A 15529-nucleotide genomic window follows, 5' to 3' on the forward strand; every position below is an offset into this window, starting at 1 on the left:
TTGGTACCCCGCGACAACTAAAAGTTATTCGAGCGGCGCTTGGCTGTTCAGACCGGGGGCCGCCACCATGCGCTGCGGCCCGACATCGACGGCGTACTGGCTGACCACCTGGCGACTCATCTGGACGATGTTCTCGATCAACTCCAGGCCGACGCCAGCGCGCCAGGACGCAACAACGTCCAATTGGGGCAGGGCGGTACCGGGTTCGAGCTGGATCAATTCGCCGCTGGCCAGGGGCTTGGCCACCAGCGCGGCCGGGCAAGGCGCCGATGCCGAAACCGTCGCGAATCAGCCGGGTCATGGCTGAGACCGAATTGACGCAACTGACCCGCGGCGCACTCACGCCACGGGCGTACAGCAGGTTGAGCACGTCCTGATGCGGTCGCGAATGCTTGACGAAGGTGATGATGCGCTCACTGGCCATCTCCACCAGCGACGCATAGGGCCGGGCATAGATCGACTGGCTGGCGGCGATCCAGTGCATGGGGTAATGCCCCAATTCCAGGTTGCGCACGCTTTCGTGGCGGACCAGATCGGTCTGGAACACGATGTCCAGGTAGCCTTTCTGCAATTGCTCACAGAGGTTGCGGGCGGCGTCGGCGGTGATTTCGATTTCCACGGCGGGGAAGGCCTGCATCAGCATCGACATCAACGGGCTGAGCCAGGTGTGGATCACCGTGTCCATCACGCCGATGCGCACCAGGCCTTGCTGCGGGCTGCTGGTGTCCAGTGACTGCTTCAACGCCCGTTGGACGTCGAGCATCTGTTCGGCGTAGTCGAGCACCTTGAGGCCTTCAGGTGTCAGCGAAACCCCACGTGAATCGCGCACGAACAGGCGCAGGCCCAATTCCTCCTCCAGCGAGGCGATCCGGCTGGAGATCGCCGCCTGGGTGCTGAACATCTTCTCGGCGGTGAGGCTGAAGCTTTGCAGCCGGGCGACCCAGACGAAGGTTTCGAGGAATTTGAGGTTCATGAAGGCTCTCGGGAGGCGTGTGGTTCTTATGATTGCAATTGTTACTCCAGATCGGGCCATCGAGCGCATCAATTTTTCTTATGTCCGATCCGGCTTTTTTCCCGTTTGACGCTGCGCGGATCCGCCGCAAAGAATCCGCTCCACGACGCAGCCCCACTGCGCCGGCATCCCCATGACAACAATAACGAGGCGTGCGCACAGCCCCTGGAGGGTTCGCTCGCGCCCAAAAAAGGAGCGCGCCATGCAACACGCCACATTCCCTCGATGGACCTGCACCTCGGCGGGCACCTTGCTCGGCTTGAGCCTGATCGGCGTGCCGTGCGCCCAGGCTGACTTCATCGCCGACAGCAAGGGCAGCCTGGAGGCTCGCAACTTCTACTTCAACCGCGACTTTCGCCAGGAAGGGGCACGGGACAAGGCCGAGGAATGGGCCCAGGGCTTTCTGCTGCGGCTGGAGTCGGGATACACCGCCGGGACCGTGGGGTTCGGCCTCGATGCCTTGGGCATGGCTGGTTTCAAGTTGGATTCCGGGGGCGGCACGGCCGGCACCAATCTGTTGCCAGCGGATTTGTCGGGCGGTTCCCAAGACCGTTATGGCGAACTGGGCCTGACCGCCAAGGTGCGCCTGTCCAAGAGCACCTTGAAACTGGGGACGTTGCAGATCAAGGACCCGGCGGTGAGTTCCAACGACACGCGCCTGTTGCCGGGAACGTTCAAGGGTGGGTTACTGAGCGTGCAGGAAATCGAGCGCTTGAAACTGACCGCCGGGCAACTCACGCAGATCAACTTTGTCGACTCCACCGACTACCAGGACATGACCGCCAACCGCATCGGCGGCAGCAGCGACAGGTTCCAGTTCGCCGGGGCGGACTATCAGTTCCTGCCGAACCTCACGGCGCAATACCGCTACAGCCAGTTGCAAGACATCTATCAGCAAAACTACCTCGGGTTCGTCCACACCTTGGACCTGGGCGCAGGCCAGTCATTCAAGAGTGACGTGCGTTATTCGCGCAGTACCGAAGACGGTAGTTTTCGCGAACTCGACAACCAGGCCTTCGGCGCCATGTTCACCTACAGCCTGGCGGGCCATGCGTTGGGCCTGGGCTACCAGCGCATGAGCGGCGACGATCCGTTCCCCTACATCGGTCGCAGTGATCCGTACCTGGTCAACTTCGTGCAGATCGGCGACTTCGCCAACGTCGACGAGCGCTCCTGGCAAGCGCGCTATGACTACAACTTTGCGGCCATTGGCGTACCCGGGTTGACCTTCATGACTCGCTACATCACAGGCGACAACGTCCAGCGTAGCGCCGCGGGCGAAGGCAAGGAATGGGAGCGCAATACGGACATTGCCTATGTGGTGCAAGACGGCACATTGAAGGGGCTGGGCTTGAAATGGCGCAACGCGACGGTGCGCTCGAATTTTGGCAACGATCTGGATGAGAACCGATTGATCGTCAGCTACACGATGGCGCTGTGGTAAGAAACCCACCGGCAAATTGTGGCGAGGAAGTGGCCACCGCGTCTTCGACGCCGCGCCGCCGAGCGGGAGCAAGCTCCCTCGCCACAGGGTCACTACCTCTGAATAACACAGCATGGCACTCGATGAATGGCGTCGTTGCCTGTATACAGGTGCGCGTCTAAAGGGATTTACCGGGAAAACAAGGAGCTGTTGCTGTGATTTACCTGATACGCCATGCCACGCCGCTGATCGACTACCAGCCCTGCAATGCCCGTTCGGCCAAGCTTCTGCTGGATGAATACAACCAGACCTCATCTATTGATGAGGCTGAAATTGCAGCATTCCTGAGCCAGCCGGACGTGTCTCAAGTGCTCCTGGCGAGCGAAGCCAACATCCTGTCCTCGCCCGTCAATAGAGCCTACGCGACGGCATGTAGGTTGTTCGACGTGGCGCGTATCCGACAGGATGCTCGATTACGCGAGTATGACCTGCGCTTAAGCAGTATTCCCGTCCTGAGGATGGGCTTGAGGCATTGGTTCGCGTTGCACAGGATTCTGTGGTTGCTGGGGATTTCACTGGGGGCCGCGACCCGAAAAGCCGAACACCAACGGGCGCTTGGTGTGGCCGATGAGCTTTACAACAGCTGCGATGAGCCAGGGAAGATCACAATCATTGTCTCCCACGGCATGTTCCTCAGAACCGTCAGGAAAACCCTGCAAAAGCGCGGCATGCAGGCGCGCAGGATATATCGGTCGGGGTGTTTTACCGTCGAGTCGTTAACGCCATGACGGGGATTGCTCGGCCACCAAAAGCAATGACTGCGGCACCGGACTTTGTGGGTGCTGCGGTTCCTGCAGGCCCACCAGTCGAAACCCCGCCATGTCCAGGGCATTGAGCCAACTGGACAAGGTGCGCAAGTACCACGGCATGGGTTGCCATTGGCCCTTGAACCCATCGAAGGTTTCTTCGCGCCAGCCGTCCTGATAGTTACCCGCCGCCACCGTCCAGGGATGCAGCGTCTGGATCACTAACGCGCCGCCCGGGCGGAGCAGGGCGTTCATCGCGGTGAACAACGGGATGATGTCCTGATGCAACAGGGCGAAGTTGGCGCAGATCAGGTCATAGCCGCTGCCGACGTCCACCTTAGCCTCCACCAGCGCTTCATAGCTGGCCAGATGCACCGGCGAGGAACCTGACGTCCGAGCCGCATCGACCAGCGTCGCGTCGCCATCCACACCCACTGCTTCGATGCCCCGTTCAGCCAGCGCTCGCAACAACCAACCTTCGCCGCAGCCCAGATCCAGCGCTCGCTCGGGCTGACGGCTCAGTACCGCGAGCAGCATGGCCTGGTCGGTGACCGTTTGACGACTTTCAATGGCACCGGTGCGGATGGCTTCGATCCAGGCTTGGGCGTTGTGGTGCCAGCTTTGGAGGAGGGTGGTTTCGGAGGTCGACATGTATCCAGCTCCGCAGTGAATGGGGTCAGCATAGGACAATCGTTGGCCCAGGTCACAGCGGCCGATCAAGAAACAACAGGCGTGCCGCCAGCGCTGCCATGACCCCGGCAAAACCATATGTGCCCAGGCGCCTTGAAATCCCGCCGCTTGCCAGTTTCGCCCTGAGCTGCGCGGCGCAAACACCCAGCAGGGTATGGAAGACGAGGGCAATCAGTGCCAGCAACGCTCCGAGGAAGATCAACTGCAGGCTCACGCCGCCGGCCTTGACGTTGACGAACTGCGGCAGGAACACCATGAAGAACAGCAGCGCCTTAGGATTCAAGAGGCTGTTGAGGGCGCCTCGGCAGAAGATTTTCCACAGCGAAGCCGCCTGGAGCTGGCTATCCTGCGTCGCGGCCGGCGTTCTCAGTGCTTGCCAGGCCAGCCACAGCAGATACCCGGCCCCGGCCAGGCGCAGCACGTCGAACGCTGGCGCCCAGCTCATCACCAGCGCGCCAATGCCAGCACTGACCATCAGCGTCATCAGCACGTCCGAAAAGGAAATGCCGAGGGCGGCCGCGACACCGGCACGCCAGCCGTGGGCCAACGCGTGGCTGGTGACGAAGGCCATGTTGGGCCCCGGAACGATCAGCAGAAGCACGACAGCAACCACGAACAGGCAGAGATTGGCGGTATCCGGCATGGGGATCACTCCGTGGGATGAGCCACGACAGTAAGCGAAGGGCGAGGAGGGCGTCAGTTACAGTCCGGGCCTATCTGATAGCAACAGTCGTCTCTCGCGATGAATCCACCGAGCCTGGCGAAAACACCAGCATGCCCAGTGCCTAACGCTGCGCCGCAGCCGGCCTTACGACGCTGCGAATCAGTGAAGCGAATGTTTCAATGACCTCGTCCTCGCCATGGCGCCCCCGTACCAACGCGCCGGACAGGGCTTCTCCCGCGCCAACCAGGCCAATGCAGCATCGCTCAAGTTCGTCCGCTGGCCACGTCGTGTGAGGTTCGAGCACAGACATGAACATCTGCACACAGTTATCCAAGAGCTCCTGGAACACCGCCGCCTTCTCTTCGCTGCCTGCCAGGGCTGCGCCCACGGCATGGAATTCATCGGTGTTATCGGCAGCGCAATGAATGTAGGCGCTGGCAAGGACCAGGGCCGTCTCTTCCAGGCTCCGGGCAGTCTTGGACATGGCGTCACGGAAAGCGCTGACCCGCTCGGTATCGATCCACTTGTAGAGCTCGATCAACAGACCCGAACGGGTACCGAAATGATCGTAGACCACCGGTTTGGACACGCCGGCGCGAACGGCCAGATGCCCCAAGGTCAAGCGATCCGCGTCTTCCTCGCGCACGATCAATAACGCGGTATCCAGCAACTGTCGCCGCCGTTCGGCTTTGGCAAGCCGGCGGGGAGGGGAACTGATGGGGCTGTGCTGAGTGTTTTTCTGCACGTTTTCGTTCCTGGCCGATAAAAACCTACCAATGGTAGGTTCAAGTATGTGATGGTGTGTTAGCTTACCTACTGAAAGTAGGTTTAAACCAGAGACAAGGAGAACACACCATGTCACTTGATCCTATCTTGCTAATGGGTGGTTCTGGCGCCATTGGCCATCACACCGCCCGGGCGCTGCGCGCCGCTCATCCCGACGTACCGCTGTTGATCGGTGGTCGCGACCTTGCCAAGGCTCAGCGCGCCGCCGAGCACATGGGCGGGGCGCGGGGCGTGTTGATTGACTCCGCCGCAGATGACCTGGGCCTCGGCGATCGCCCGGTCAGCGGCGTCGTGGTCTTTTATATGGACCACGCCCTTGCCGGATTGCGTTTTGCGCAAAAGCGCGGCGTGCCGCACCTCAGCATTTCCTCCGGCGTTTTCGAGATCGCGCCGGAAATTGCGACGTACATGCACAGGCCTGACGCCTCGCCCATTGTCCTCGGTTACGAATGGCTGGTAGGCGCGACGACAGTGTCGACGCTGAGCATTGCCCAGGCATTCGGCCGGGTTCACGACATCCGTATCAACGCACTGGTCGATGAGCAGGACACGGGCGGCCCGACCGTCGCCAGCGATTTTGAACACCTGAACAAAATGCTGCCTGCCGCGCTGACACGGCGCGACGGTGTCTTCGTCTGGCGCGAAGGGGAGGCGTCCAAGGCAAGCTTCCATGCGGTGGATGGTACGGAAATCGAGGCTTCCGGCTTCTCGTCCATTGATGTCGTCGGCCTGGCGACGGCGACGGGCGCGCCGAATGTCCAGTTCAACCTGGCCACCGCGGTGAGCTCAAGCCGACGCCAAGGCAGGCCGATGTCTACCGAGATCATCATCGAACTCGTTGGCGAGGGCCTCAAGGGCGAGCCGCTGCATACACGTCATGCGGTCATCCACCCGGCAGGCGCTGCACCTTTGACCGGCCTCAGCGTCGCAATGACTCTGGAACGGCTGCTCGGCTTGGACGGCCAGCCACCGACTCCGCCAGGGCTTTATTTCCCTTATCAACTGTTGGACGCCGCCGCGTATCTGGAGCGTCTGCAGGAGGAGGGCGGTGAGTTACGCAGGCTGCAGGCGTAATCAACTAGGCAATCCCGTGTGCTGACCGTTTCCTCGGTGGCTTCTCAAAAAGACACGGGTCTCGAAAGTCAGGCCGCCTGAGGTGACGGCCTGACGGTCTTGACTCAATGGCTATGCCCGATGTGCCTTCGCTTGGCGTAGCCGCAGGCTGTGAATCCATACGGCGACCAACCGGGCTGGCCAAGATTCTGCTATCAGGGGTAGACCTGCTTCTTGGTATCTCTGTCAAGCACGTAGGAGTTCACCTTAATCTGCATTTGCTCGCTCCCAGAGACACCGATCATCGATGTCGACGCTGACCACGTGGCCAGGTAGCGCTTGCCAGCTTCCAAACGGATGTCCGGGGCACTGAAGCCGCATTTGCCTCCGCCGGTACCCAGTTTATTCATCGAGACCCAACACCATTCCAAAGAGTGCGTGCCTGGCGTCAGCCGAATGGCTTGGTAACCGAAGTACTCCAGGATTGAATGCTTACCGGCATAAGGTAAGGACTGGCCATCAACCCGGGTTGCCAGGAGCAGGCGATGGAACGGCACACCGAGGTCCCGATACTGCATCGTCTCGAAGTAGATAACCGGGGCATCGGCCACTCCATCGGACAACTCCAGGACCCGAAGGGTCGGATCCTCTAAATTGCCGGCAAAAGATCTGTACTGATAGTTAGAGCAAGCGGAGAGCAGCAGTAGGGCCGCAGCAGTTCCCAATAGGCGAAACGTCATCGAATCCTTCCTGGAGGTGACATTAGAGGGCGCGCAGTTTAACTGCATCCGACTGCGGGGAGGTACCCACCGGGCTACAGCTTTCCGGCCCAAACCTCAGGTTTGCGTGCTGTCCAAGGCAAAGCACGCTCTAGCTGACCTGCCAGACGCAACAGCACGTCCTCTCGACCAAAGCCCCCTGAGAACTGCATGCCTATAGGCAGACCACTTTCTGGATCAAACGCCAATGGCATGGACATGGACGGAGATCCAGTCACATTCGCTAACGCGGTGAAGGGGGAGTGGGTGAATACGCGATCCATCCAGCCCCTGCCATCCAGGTGCTGCTGACCCTCGTTATAGGTGCCTATTGCAGGGGGCAGCGCTGGCAACGTCGGACTCAACAGGACGTCATACTTGCAGAAGAAGTGCCCCATGCTGCGGGTCACGAGATTTCTGAAATGCATGGCCTCAAGCAAATCAATGGCAGTAAGTTGACTGCCCATCTGATGCAGCGAAAGAGTGGCGGGCTCAAGAGTGCTGGCGGCAATGGGGCGGCCAGTTCCTGCCGCGATGGCGTTGAGCCAGGCAGCGGTATTGGCTGACCAGAACCGCGCATTCATTTCGACAAAGTTGTCCCAACTCAGACCAATGTCCAAACAGACTTCTTCCACACAATGACCCAGGCCTTGGAGCTGGAGAGCAACATCGCGGGTCGCTTCTGCGACCGGTTCGACGGAGCGAGTGGCGTTCAATGGATGCAGGAGAAGGCCAATCCGTAGTGATCCGGGCTCGCGAGTCGTTTCCGCTAAATAGGAACGCTGTGGCTTGGCAATCTCAAAAGGATCACCGACGGCTACCCCCTCGATTGCATCCAGCAAAGCGGCACTGTCGCGCACGGTTCGACTGATCACACCATGCACTGCAAGCCCAGCCCAAACCTCGTCCACCGCCGGTCCCATTGAAACTCTGCCCCGACTGGACTTAAGCCCAAATAATCCGGTAGAGGCCGAAGGGACGCGGATAGAACCACCGCCATCGGTGGCATGCGCCGCAGGTACCAGGCCAGCGGCCACCGCAGCGGCCGAGCCACCACTTGATCCGCCAGCGCTGCGGCTTAGATCCCATGGGTTGCGTGTCGGCCCCGAAAATACCGACTCAGTGGTTGTACTGGCAGCCAACTCGGGCGTGGTGGTTCTGCCAATGGTAACCAAACCTGCCTGCCGCAAGCGGGTCATCAGGTTCGAGTCCTCCTCGGCGATGCATCCGGCAGCCAAGCGACTGCCCAGTTCATTCAAGTGCCCTTTGGCGGTAAGACCCAAGTCCTTGACCAGAAAGGGTACGCCCATGAACGGCCCGGTAGCTGCCTGAGGTTCATTCTCCCAAACCTCAACCACCGCATTGATCTTTGGATTGAGCTGCTCAATAGCGGACAGTGCCGCAGAATTGACTTCGGCTTGGGTGACTTGACCGCTGGCGATCAGCTCAGCGAGACCCAGTGCATCGTATTCGGCGTATTCAGCGGTTCTCATCGCGTTCTCCGAGCCATTTACCTGGCAAAGCGGTATGATTACTTGCCGGTATCGTACGATACCTATTGGTATAGTAAGATACCTTTTAGTATCGATGTCAAGCGGAGAGCACCATGCGGCCCGAACGAATTCCACAGTTAGCCCCCCGAGAAAGGATTCTCGATGCAGCCGAAGAGCTATTTTTCAATGAAGGCATCAGTCGAGTGACGGTGGACGCCATCGCGGCAAAGGCCAAGTCAACCAAGATGACCGTCTACCGGCATTTCGATTCGAAAGACGCTCTGGTGCTTGAGTGGCTGCGACTGCTCGTCGATAAATATTCCGAGGTTTTTGAAGCGCTTTCGACACAGTACGTCGGCGATCCCAAGGCGCAGATTCTCGGGTTTGCCACGTTCATCGCGCACGATCTTTCGGTGGCGTCTTATAGGGGCTGTCCGTTTACCAATTCACTGGCGGAAATACCTGAGCCAGAAAGTCCTGCCCGCCGCCTCATCGAAGAACATAAGAAACGTCAGTTCCTCCGGCTGGTGGATCTCTGTGTCAAGGCTGATTTGCCCGAGCCGAACGAAGCGGCGATGGAACTCATTTACCTGATGGAGGGGGCTCAGGTCGTTTCGCAGAACAAAAGCATCGAGGGCGTCGGTGAGAACCTGATGAAGATGGTTCGAAAAAAGATCGCCGGTTAGGTGAAGGGCAATTGGCTGGCCCCATTTCGTGGTTCGGACGGCTTCGCCGTTCATCCGATGCGGGTTACGTCAGCTCTATTTCTTGATACTGTAGCATTCAAGTATCTAGAAAGTAGGTAGCATGCAATTAGTCCATATGGTTTTAGGCCCTTTGGGGGCAGGGAAATCGACGTTCTCCAGGCAGCTAAGTCGACGCGGAGCCCAACTGCGGCGTGAGCGGGTCATGCGAAGGAATATCGATAAAGGCGAGACCTACGCTTTTGAGGTAACGGGGCCCATGTTTGATTTTATGGAGTCCCGATTTGAACATCCTTCTCCACAAGAATTGGAGCAATGTTGCAATGTCTGACAACGAATCTACTGCACCTGCTGCGAACGGCTCGAAGCTTGACCGCTGTATTCGCTTCTCCCGGGCATACACCTCCGCAGCGCGGCCGGTTGATGCCAAGCTCTCTGCCGTCCATGGCCTGAGCTTCGGTGACTTCATGATCCTGTACCACTTGAAACATGCGCACAATGCTCGGCTGCGGCGAGCGGACCTGGCTGACAGCATGGGGCTGACAGCATCGGCGGTCACCAAATCCCTGCTGCCGCTTGAAAAAATAGGGTTGGTGTCTCGCCAAAGTGACCCACGGGATGCGCGGGTAGGTTACGCCTGCCTCACGCCAGCAGGCGATCAGGTTTTTGCCGACGCGAAGGCCTCGGCGGAGTTCGCTTGCCAAGAGGTTTATGAGGCGATGGTGGAGGAGTGGAGCAAACCTGGTCAGGGATCGAACAGCTAACGCTCAATCAGCTCGCGTGCGTGCTTGGCAATGGCCAGGCATGACGTAAGGCCGGGGGACTCTATGCCGAACAAATTGATCAGCCCCGGGACGCCATGCTCGCGCTGACTGCTGATCATAAAATCGCGGGCAGGCGCGCCAGGCGCCGAGATCTTCGGACGAATCCCGCTGTAGTCCGGTTGCAGGCTACCGTCCGGCAAGTCGGGCCAGTAGCTGCGAATGGCTGAGTAGAACCCGTCTGCGCGAGCCGGATTGACTTGGTAATCCTCGGTTTCGACCCATTCGGTGTCAGGACCAAAGCGAGCCTGTCCACCTAGATCGATGGTCATGTGCACCCCGAGACCGTCGGCTTCGGGCGCCGGGTAGATCAGATGCGTGAAGGGCACACGTCCGGATACGCTGAAGTAACTGCCTTTGCACAAATAGTCACGCGGCACCGCGTCCGACGACAATCCATCTATGCACCGGGCCACCGCAGGGGCATGAAGGCCCGCTGCATTGATTAGCCGGCGGCATGAAAGCTCCATGGGGGATTCTCCTCCGACGTTAAGGAGAAATCCGTCGGCTGTCACCCTTGCACGGAGCAGTGGGGCATGGAGCGCGATGCTGGTGCCGGCCGCCTCGGCGTTCCCTTGCAACGCCAACATCAGCCCATGGGAGTCGACGATACCGGTCGAAGGTGAATGCAACGCAGCGATACACTCAAGCGCAGGTTCCAGCGCCGTGGCCTGATTACGATCAAGCAGACGCAGGTCATCCACACCGTTTTCATGCCCTCGCTTGAGCAATAACTGAAGCTGAGCTACTTGCGCCTCAGTGTTGGCGACGATCAGCTTTCCGGTTCTACGCGTCCTGACCCCGTGGCTATCGCAATATGCATAGAGAGCATGTCTGCCCTCGACGCTCAGTCGGGCTTTCAAGCTCCCGGGAGGATAATAGATCCCCGCGTGGATGACCTCCGAGTTACGCGAGCTTGTGCCAATACCGATTGCTGCTCCAGCTTCAATCACCAGTACTTCGTGACCTGCCAAGGCCATTTCGCGTGCGACGGCAAGACCGACGACACCCGCACCCACGACTACGCAATCGATATCGACACTCACCGTCACGACTCCTTTCAATCGTTAGATACCAATCACGCTTATCCCTTACGCAACAGCACCCTGGTCACCCGACGCTCTTCAACCTCCATCACGGTCATGCTCCACCCTTGGCAACTGAGCGTGTCGCCAATGATCGGCAAACGATCCAGCAGGCTCATCACCAACCCGGCAAGCGTCTGGTAATTCTCTGTCGCTTTCGCCTGGAAGCCAATGTGCTCGCGGACCTGACTGAGGTTCAGGGCACCGCTGACGAGGAAACCTCCATCCTGAGCGACAATATTCGGGCCTTCGATTTCACTGGCATCCGGCAGTTCACCGGCAATGGATTCCAGGATGTCAGTCATGGTGAGGAGGCCGACGAAGTCACCGAACTCGTTCACCACGAACGCGATGTGGGTCGACTCCTTACGCATTTGCTCCAGTGCATTGAGGATCGTGAAGCTGTCGAGCAGGTTGATGGCTTTGCGCGCCATGACTTCCAGATTCGGCTGATTGCCCGCCAGTATTTCCTTGAGCAGTTCTTTCTTATGGACAAAGCCTAGCGGCTCATCCACGCGTCCTTCCCGGATCAACGGCAAGCGTGAGTAGGAAGAGTGCATCAGCGCCGTACGGATTTCTTCCGTTGTATTGGCCAAGTCGAGGTGGTCAATTTGCGCACGAGGCGTCATCACGCTGCGTATCGGGCGCTCGGCCAATTGCAGCACGCCACTGATCATAACCCGTTCGCGCCGATGGAAAACCTGCTCCGGTTCGTCGCCTTCCAGCATGTCGGCGATTTCCTCGCCGACTTCATCGGCCCCCAGCTTTTGGCCGCCCAGCAGGCGCAACACCGCATGGGCGGTACGCTCACGCATCGGCCGTAGACCTTGCAGGCTTTTCTTGCGACGGGAGCGCGCCAGTTGGTTGAACAGTTCAATCAGGATCGAGAAACCAATCGCGGCGTACAAGTAGCCTTTTGGAATGTGGAAACCCAGGCCTTCAGCCGTGAGGCTGAAGCCGATCATCATCAGGAAGCCCAGGCACAGCATGATCACGGTAGGGTGGCCGTTGACGAATTTTGTCAGCGGCTTGCTCGCAATCATCATCAAACCGATGGAGAACATCACCGCGATCATCATGACCGACAGGTGCTCCACCATACCCACGGCCGTGATCACCGCATCCAGGGAAAAGACCGCGTCCAGTACCACAATCTGCGCAACGATCGGCCAGAACATCGCATAGGCGGCATTGCCGGAACGCTGCGCCACGTGGCCCTCGAGTCGCTCATGCAACTCCATGGTTGCCTTGAACAACAGGAACACACCACCGAACAGCATGATCAAGTCCCGGCCCGAGAATGTCTTGTCGAAGACCTCGAAGAGCGGGTTGGTCAACGTCACCATCCAGGAGATGCTGGCGAGGAGGCCAAGGCGCATCAGCAATGCCAGGGACAGGCCGATGATACGGGCACGGTCGCGCTGTTCGGGCGGAAGTTTGTCGGCCAGGATGGCGATGAATACAAGGTTATCGATGCCGAGCACCAGCTCCAGCACGATCAAGGTCAGCAGGCCCAACCAGGCCGTGGGGTCAACGATCCATTCCATGGCTTATTCGTTCCCTCGGACGATCAATGCGAGGGAAGGGGGCTGCAACACGCGTATGCAGGCCGCAGGGGCGCAAGAGAGAAAACGGTTCTTGGAAAGGCGACTGGGAGGTTCCTGGAGGGTGTTCATACAGACCTGGAAATAGTTGGGGAAGAAATCCTACAACGGTTTCCAATACTTCATACGAGGCGATTTATTACAGGATCTGACAGGGGGGATGAGAACGCTGCGTCGACATGTCCCCTTGGAGACATAGGCAGCTTGCACGGTGCATTCGAAGATGACGGTCGGGGAGTTTGCCCTGAACGAGATATCGGAGGATCACCGCGTGGACAGAACGACAACCAAAGCGCCGACGGCGGCAGTTAACCCATCAGGGATCAGTTACCAAACCGTAGAAAACGGTTACTTTGAACAACGTCGCCTGCAGCGTCACGCAGGGTTCTTCACTCTGCTTATTCTTGGCGTCGGTGCGGTGGTGGCGGGTCAGTATTCCGGTTGGAACCTTGGCTTGGCCCAAGGCTTCGGTGGCATGTTTCCGGCCTTGTTGATCATTGCCGTCATGTATCTGTTTCTTTGCTCGTCGATCGGTGAAATGGCGGCTGCGCTGCCGCATACCGGCGGCGCCTATTCTTTTGCGCGTACGACAATGGGCCCATGGGGAGGATTCAGTACAGGCCTTGCGGAGAACATCGAATTCATCCTGGCCCCTGCGGGGAACATGTTTTTCATGGGGGCCTACCTGACTGCAATTTTCGGTACTGGCCCCGAATGGCAACCTGTCTGGTGGGTCGTCGGTTATGCCTGCATGCTGCTGCTTTCGAATCGGGGTCTAGGGGTTTCGATGCGCGCGGTCGTGCTCATTACCATCGCGGCGGTGTCGGTGTTGGTGGTGTTCTTTATTGCGGCTTACCCGCATATGGATTTCACCGGTAATGCCCTGAACCTTGCAGCTGACGCCGCAGGCAAACCAGTTGAAGTGCAGGGCGGTAACGGGCCGTGGCTGCCGTTCGGACTGACCGGCGTCATGCTGGCATTGCCGTTTGCCGTCTACATGTTTCTGGCCATTGAACAATTGCCGTTGACTGCCGAGGAATCGCATAACCCGACCCGGCATTTGCCGCTGGCATTGGTTTGGGGCACCGTGATTCTTGCGGTATTGGCATTGGGTGTGTTGTTTTTCAGTGCATCGATCGGCGGCGGCAGCTTCTTCATGAGTACGTCCTCGGAGCCGCTACTCGATGGCTTCCGGGAGATTTTCGGGCACACCGCAAGCAAGCTGTTGTCAGCAGTGGCCGTGCTGGGTCTGGCGGCGTCGTTCCTGGCGGGCAGCTTTGCCGCAGGACGCAATATCTATTCGCTGTCGCGTGCCGGTTACTTGCCAACCGGGCTATCGGTTACGCACCCGACCCGCAATACGCCGAATATTGCACTGGCCACCGGGGCGCTGGCTGCCCTGGGTATCCTGATGCTCTGCTGGTTTACTTTCGGCAAGGAAAACAACGCACTGATGGGTGGAATTCTGGTGAGCATGATTGTGTTCGCCGGAATGATTTCCTACATCTTGCAAAGCCTCGCTTACATTCGCTTGAAGCGCTCCTTCGCTAATTTGCATCGGCCTTATCGCAGTCCTTACGGAATATTCGGAGCAGTCGCGGTGATCATCATTGCAGTCGCAACACTGATTTATCAGTTTCTCGATCCTCTCTATAAATGGGCGGCCCTCGCAGCTGCTTGCTGGTACCTGATCGGGATTGCCTATTTCGCTTTCTATCGTCGTCATCGCCTGGTGTTGTCACCTGAAGAAGCATTCGCCGTAAGTGGCGGTCGTGAAGGAAATCCGCAAAATGACTAATGTTGAACGATCCAAAGGCAAGGGCCGTCTGGCCGGAAAAGTGGCCATTATCACCGGCGGCGCCGGTGGATGCGGCGCTGCCGCAAGCCGGTTGTTCGCGGTTGAAGGGGCCAAGGTAATCATTATCGACTTGAATGAGGATGCCGCCGTCAACTTGGCGTCGCAAATCATTGCCGATGGTGGCCAAGCACTGGGGCTAGGCGCCGATGTCTCGCAAGCCGTTCAGGTTCGTGAAGCTATCGCCCGAGGGCTGGCAGAATTTGGCCCGGCGGACGTGCTTTTCAACCACGCCGGCACCTTGATCGTGAAACCTTTTCTGGACGTGCAGGAGCATGAGTGGGACTGGCTTATGGCCGTGAACGTCAAGAGCATGTACCTGGTCACTCAGGCGGTGCTTCCACAAATGCTCGCCAAAGGCTCGGGCAGTATCGTGTGCACTTCGTCGATCTCCGCGCAGTATGCGACCCCAGGCGAGGTCGTATACAACGCCAGCAAGGGCGCATGCCAGATGTTCGCGCGAGCCATTGCCGTCGAGTTTCGTGATCGTGGTATCCGCTGCAACGCAGTCGCCCCGGGTTTTATCCGTACCCCTCACGGCGAGCGGGAACTGCGCGATCTGCAACTGATGGGAGTGGATGCCAGTGAAGCGGCAATCAAGTTGCAGCAAGGGCGGCTTTGCGAGCCGGAGGAGGTCGCACGTGCCGCGTTGTTTTTAGCCAGCGACGATGCCTCATTTGTCAGTGGAGCGCAGCTGTTTGTGGACAATGGTTTTTCAGCGGTTTAAACCAATCGTGGCAAGAAATATGCTTGCTCTTTATCGCTGGGTTAAGGG

At 58.8% G+C, this 15529-nt stretch carries 14 protein-coding genes and 1 pseudogene; 7 read left to right on the forward strand and 8 right to left on the reverse strand.

Annotated elements, in window-relative coordinates; genetic code table 11:
- Positions 1 to 24: 24 nt before the first annotated feature.
- Positions 25 to 973: pseudogene (locus PSH84_RS18770) on the reverse strand (LysR family transcriptional regulator).
- Between the two features lie 241 nt (positions 974 to 1214).
- Here PSH84_RS18770 and PSH84_RS18775 point away from each other — a divergent pair.
- On the forward strand, positions 1215 to 2456 hold the full coding sequence (locus tag PSH84_RS18775; RefSeq protein ID WP_305481539.1) for an OprD family porin: 1242 nt from the start codon (positions 1215 to 1217) through the stop codon (positions 2454 to 2456).
- A 194-nt stretch (positions 2457 to 2650) separates the two neighbouring features.
- A complete protein-coding gene (locus PSH84_RS18780; protein ID WP_122568603.1) occupies positions 2651 to 3223 on the forward strand; it encodes a histidine phosphatase family protein in 573 nt (190 codons plus the stop codon).
- Here PSH84_RS18780 and PSH84_RS18785 read toward each other — a convergent pair.
- From PSH84_RS18785 to PSH84_RS18795, 3 genes are all read right to left on the reverse strand, one after another.
- Entirely contained in the window at positions 3212 to 3892 is a 681-nt protein-coding gene (locus tag PSH84_RS18785) for a class I SAM-dependent methyltransferase (protein ID WP_122568604.1), read from the reverse strand. The two genes, PSH84_RS18780 and PSH84_RS18785, sit on opposite strands and share 12 nt — an antisense overlap.
- Positions 3893 to 3944: 52 nt before the next feature.
- Entirely contained in the window at positions 3945 to 4574 is a 630-nt protein-coding gene (locus PSH84_RS18790) for a LysE family translocator (protein ID WP_305481540.1), read from the reverse strand.
- 142 nt (positions 4575 to 4716) lie between these two features.
- Positions 4717 to 5340 (reverse strand): TetR/AcrR family transcriptional regulator, encoded by a 624-nt coding sequence (locus PSH84_RS18795; RefSeq protein ID WP_305481541.1) that lies wholly within the window; start codon positions 5338 to 5340, stop codon positions 4717 to 4719.
- A 110-nt stretch (positions 5341 to 5450) separates the two neighbouring features.
- On the opposite strand from PSH84_RS18795, the gene PSH84_RS18800 reads away from it, so the two are divergent.
- Entirely contained in the window at positions 5451 to 6455 is a 1005-nt protein-coding gene (locus tag PSH84_RS18800) for an NAD(P)-dependent oxidoreductase (RefSeq protein WP_122568606.1), read from the forward strand.
- Positions 6456 to 6649: 194 nt separating this feature from the next.
- Here PSH84_RS18800 and PSH84_RS18805 read toward each other — a convergent pair whose 3' ends face one another.
- On the reverse strand, positions 6650 to 7174 hold the full coding sequence (locus PSH84_RS18805) for a hypothetical protein (protein WP_305481542.1): 525 nt from the start codon (positions 7172 to 7174) through the stop codon (positions 6650 to 6652).
- A gap of 74 nt (positions 7175 to 7248) precedes the next feature.
- Complete coding sequence (locus PSH84_RS18810) at positions 7249 to 8685, reverse strand: amidase (protein ID WP_305471076.1); 1437 nt, start codon at positions 8683 to 8685, stop codon at positions 7249 to 7251.
- Positions 8686 to 8798: 113 nt separating this feature from the next.
- Between PSH84_RS18810 and PSH84_RS18815 the strand changes: the two genes are divergently transcribed.
- Positions 8799 to 9371 carry a TetR/AcrR family transcriptional regulator gene (locus PSH84_RS18815; protein ID WP_122568609.1) on the forward strand — a complete coding sequence of 191 codons (573 nt, stop codon included), beginning with the start codon at positions 8799 to 8801 and terminating at the stop codon, positions 9369 to 9371.
- Positions 9372 to 9673: 302 nt separating this feature from the next.
- Positions 9674 to 10153 (forward strand): MarR family winged helix-turn-helix transcriptional regulator, encoded by a 480-nt coding sequence (locus tag PSH84_RS18820; protein WP_305481543.1) that lies wholly within the window; start codon positions 9674 to 9676, stop codon positions 10151 to 10153.
- Here the strand turns inward: PSH84_RS18820 and PSH84_RS18825 are convergent.
- Positions 10150 to 11256: an NAD(P)/FAD-dependent oxidoreductase gene (locus PSH84_RS18825; protein ID WP_305471080.1), complete on the reverse strand. Its 1107-nt coding sequence runs from the start codon at positions 11254 to 11256 to the stop codon at positions 10150 to 10152. The two genes, PSH84_RS18820 and PSH84_RS18825, sit on opposite strands and share 4 nt — an antisense overlap.
- Positions 11257 to 11294: 38 nt before the next feature.
- Positions 11295 to 12842, reverse strand: a complete 1548-nt coding sequence (locus PSH84_RS18830; protein ID WP_305471081.1) for a TerC family protein — start codon at positions 12840 to 12842, stop codon at positions 11295 to 11297.
- 280 nt (positions 12843 to 13122) lie between these two features.
- On the opposite strand from PSH84_RS18830, the gene PSH84_RS18835 reads away from it, so the two are divergent.
- Positions 13123 to 14697, forward strand: a complete 1575-nt coding sequence (locus PSH84_RS18835; RefSeq protein ID WP_305481544.1) for an amino acid permease — start codon at positions 13123 to 13125, stop codon at positions 14695 to 14697.
- A complete protein-coding gene (locus tag PSH84_RS18840; RefSeq protein WP_122564749.1) occupies positions 14690 to 15481 on the forward strand; it encodes an SDR family NAD(P)-dependent oxidoreductase in 792 nt (263 codons plus the stop codon). The genes PSH84_RS18835 and PSH84_RS18840 overlap by 8 nt, the downstream gene beginning before the upstream one ends.
- Positions 15482 to 15529: the final 48 nt, after the last annotated feature.

Source organism: Pseudomonas beijingensis, from assembly GCF_030687295.1.
Lineage (GTDB): Bacteria > Pseudomonadota > Gammaproteobacteria > Pseudomonadales > Pseudomonadaceae > Aquipseudomonas > Aquipseudomonas beijingensis.

Excerpts from the sequence above, each read along its gene's own strand:
- PSH84_RS18815 (WP_122568609.1), top strand. The coding sequence starts at position 8,799 with ATGCGGCCCGAACGAATTCCACAGTTAGCCCCCCGAGAAAGGATTCTC.
- PSH84_RS18810 (WP_305471076.1), bottom strand. The coding sequence starts at position 8,685 with ATGAGAACCGCTGAATACGCCGAATACGATGCACTGGGTCTCGCTGAG.
- PSH84_RS18800 (WP_122568606.1), top strand. The coding sequence starts at position 5,451 with ATGTCACTTGATCCTATCTTGCTAATGGGTGGTTCTGGCGCCATTGGC.
- PSH84_RS18775 (WP_305481539.1), top strand. The coding sequence starts at position 1,215 with ATGCAACACGCCACATTCCCTCGATGGACCTGCACCTCGGCGGGCACC.
- PSH84_RS18840 (WP_122564749.1), top strand. The coding sequence starts at position 14,690 with ATGACTAATGTTGAACGATCCAAAGGCAAGGGCCGTCTGGCCGGAAAA.
- PSH84_RS18805 (WP_305481542.1), bottom strand. The coding sequence starts at position 7,174 with ATGACGTTTCGCCTATTGGGAACTGCTGCGGCCCTACTGCTGCTCTCC.
- PSH84_RS18785 (WP_122568604.1), bottom strand. The coding sequence starts at position 3,892 with ATGTCGACCTCCGAAACCACCCTCCTCCAAAGCTGGCACCACAACGCC.
- PSH84_RS18835 (WP_305481544.1), top strand. The coding sequence starts at position 13,123 with ATGACGGTCGGGGAGTTTGCCCTGAACGAGATATCGGAGGATCACCGC.
- PSH84_RS18830 (WP_305471081.1), bottom strand. The coding sequence starts at position 12,842 with ATGGAATGGATCGTTGACCCCACGGCCTGGTTGGGCCTGCTGACCTTG.
- PSH84_RS18790 (WP_305481540.1), bottom strand. The coding sequence starts at position 4,574 with ATGCCGGATACCGCCAATCTCTGCCTGTTCGTGGTTGCTGTCGTGCTT.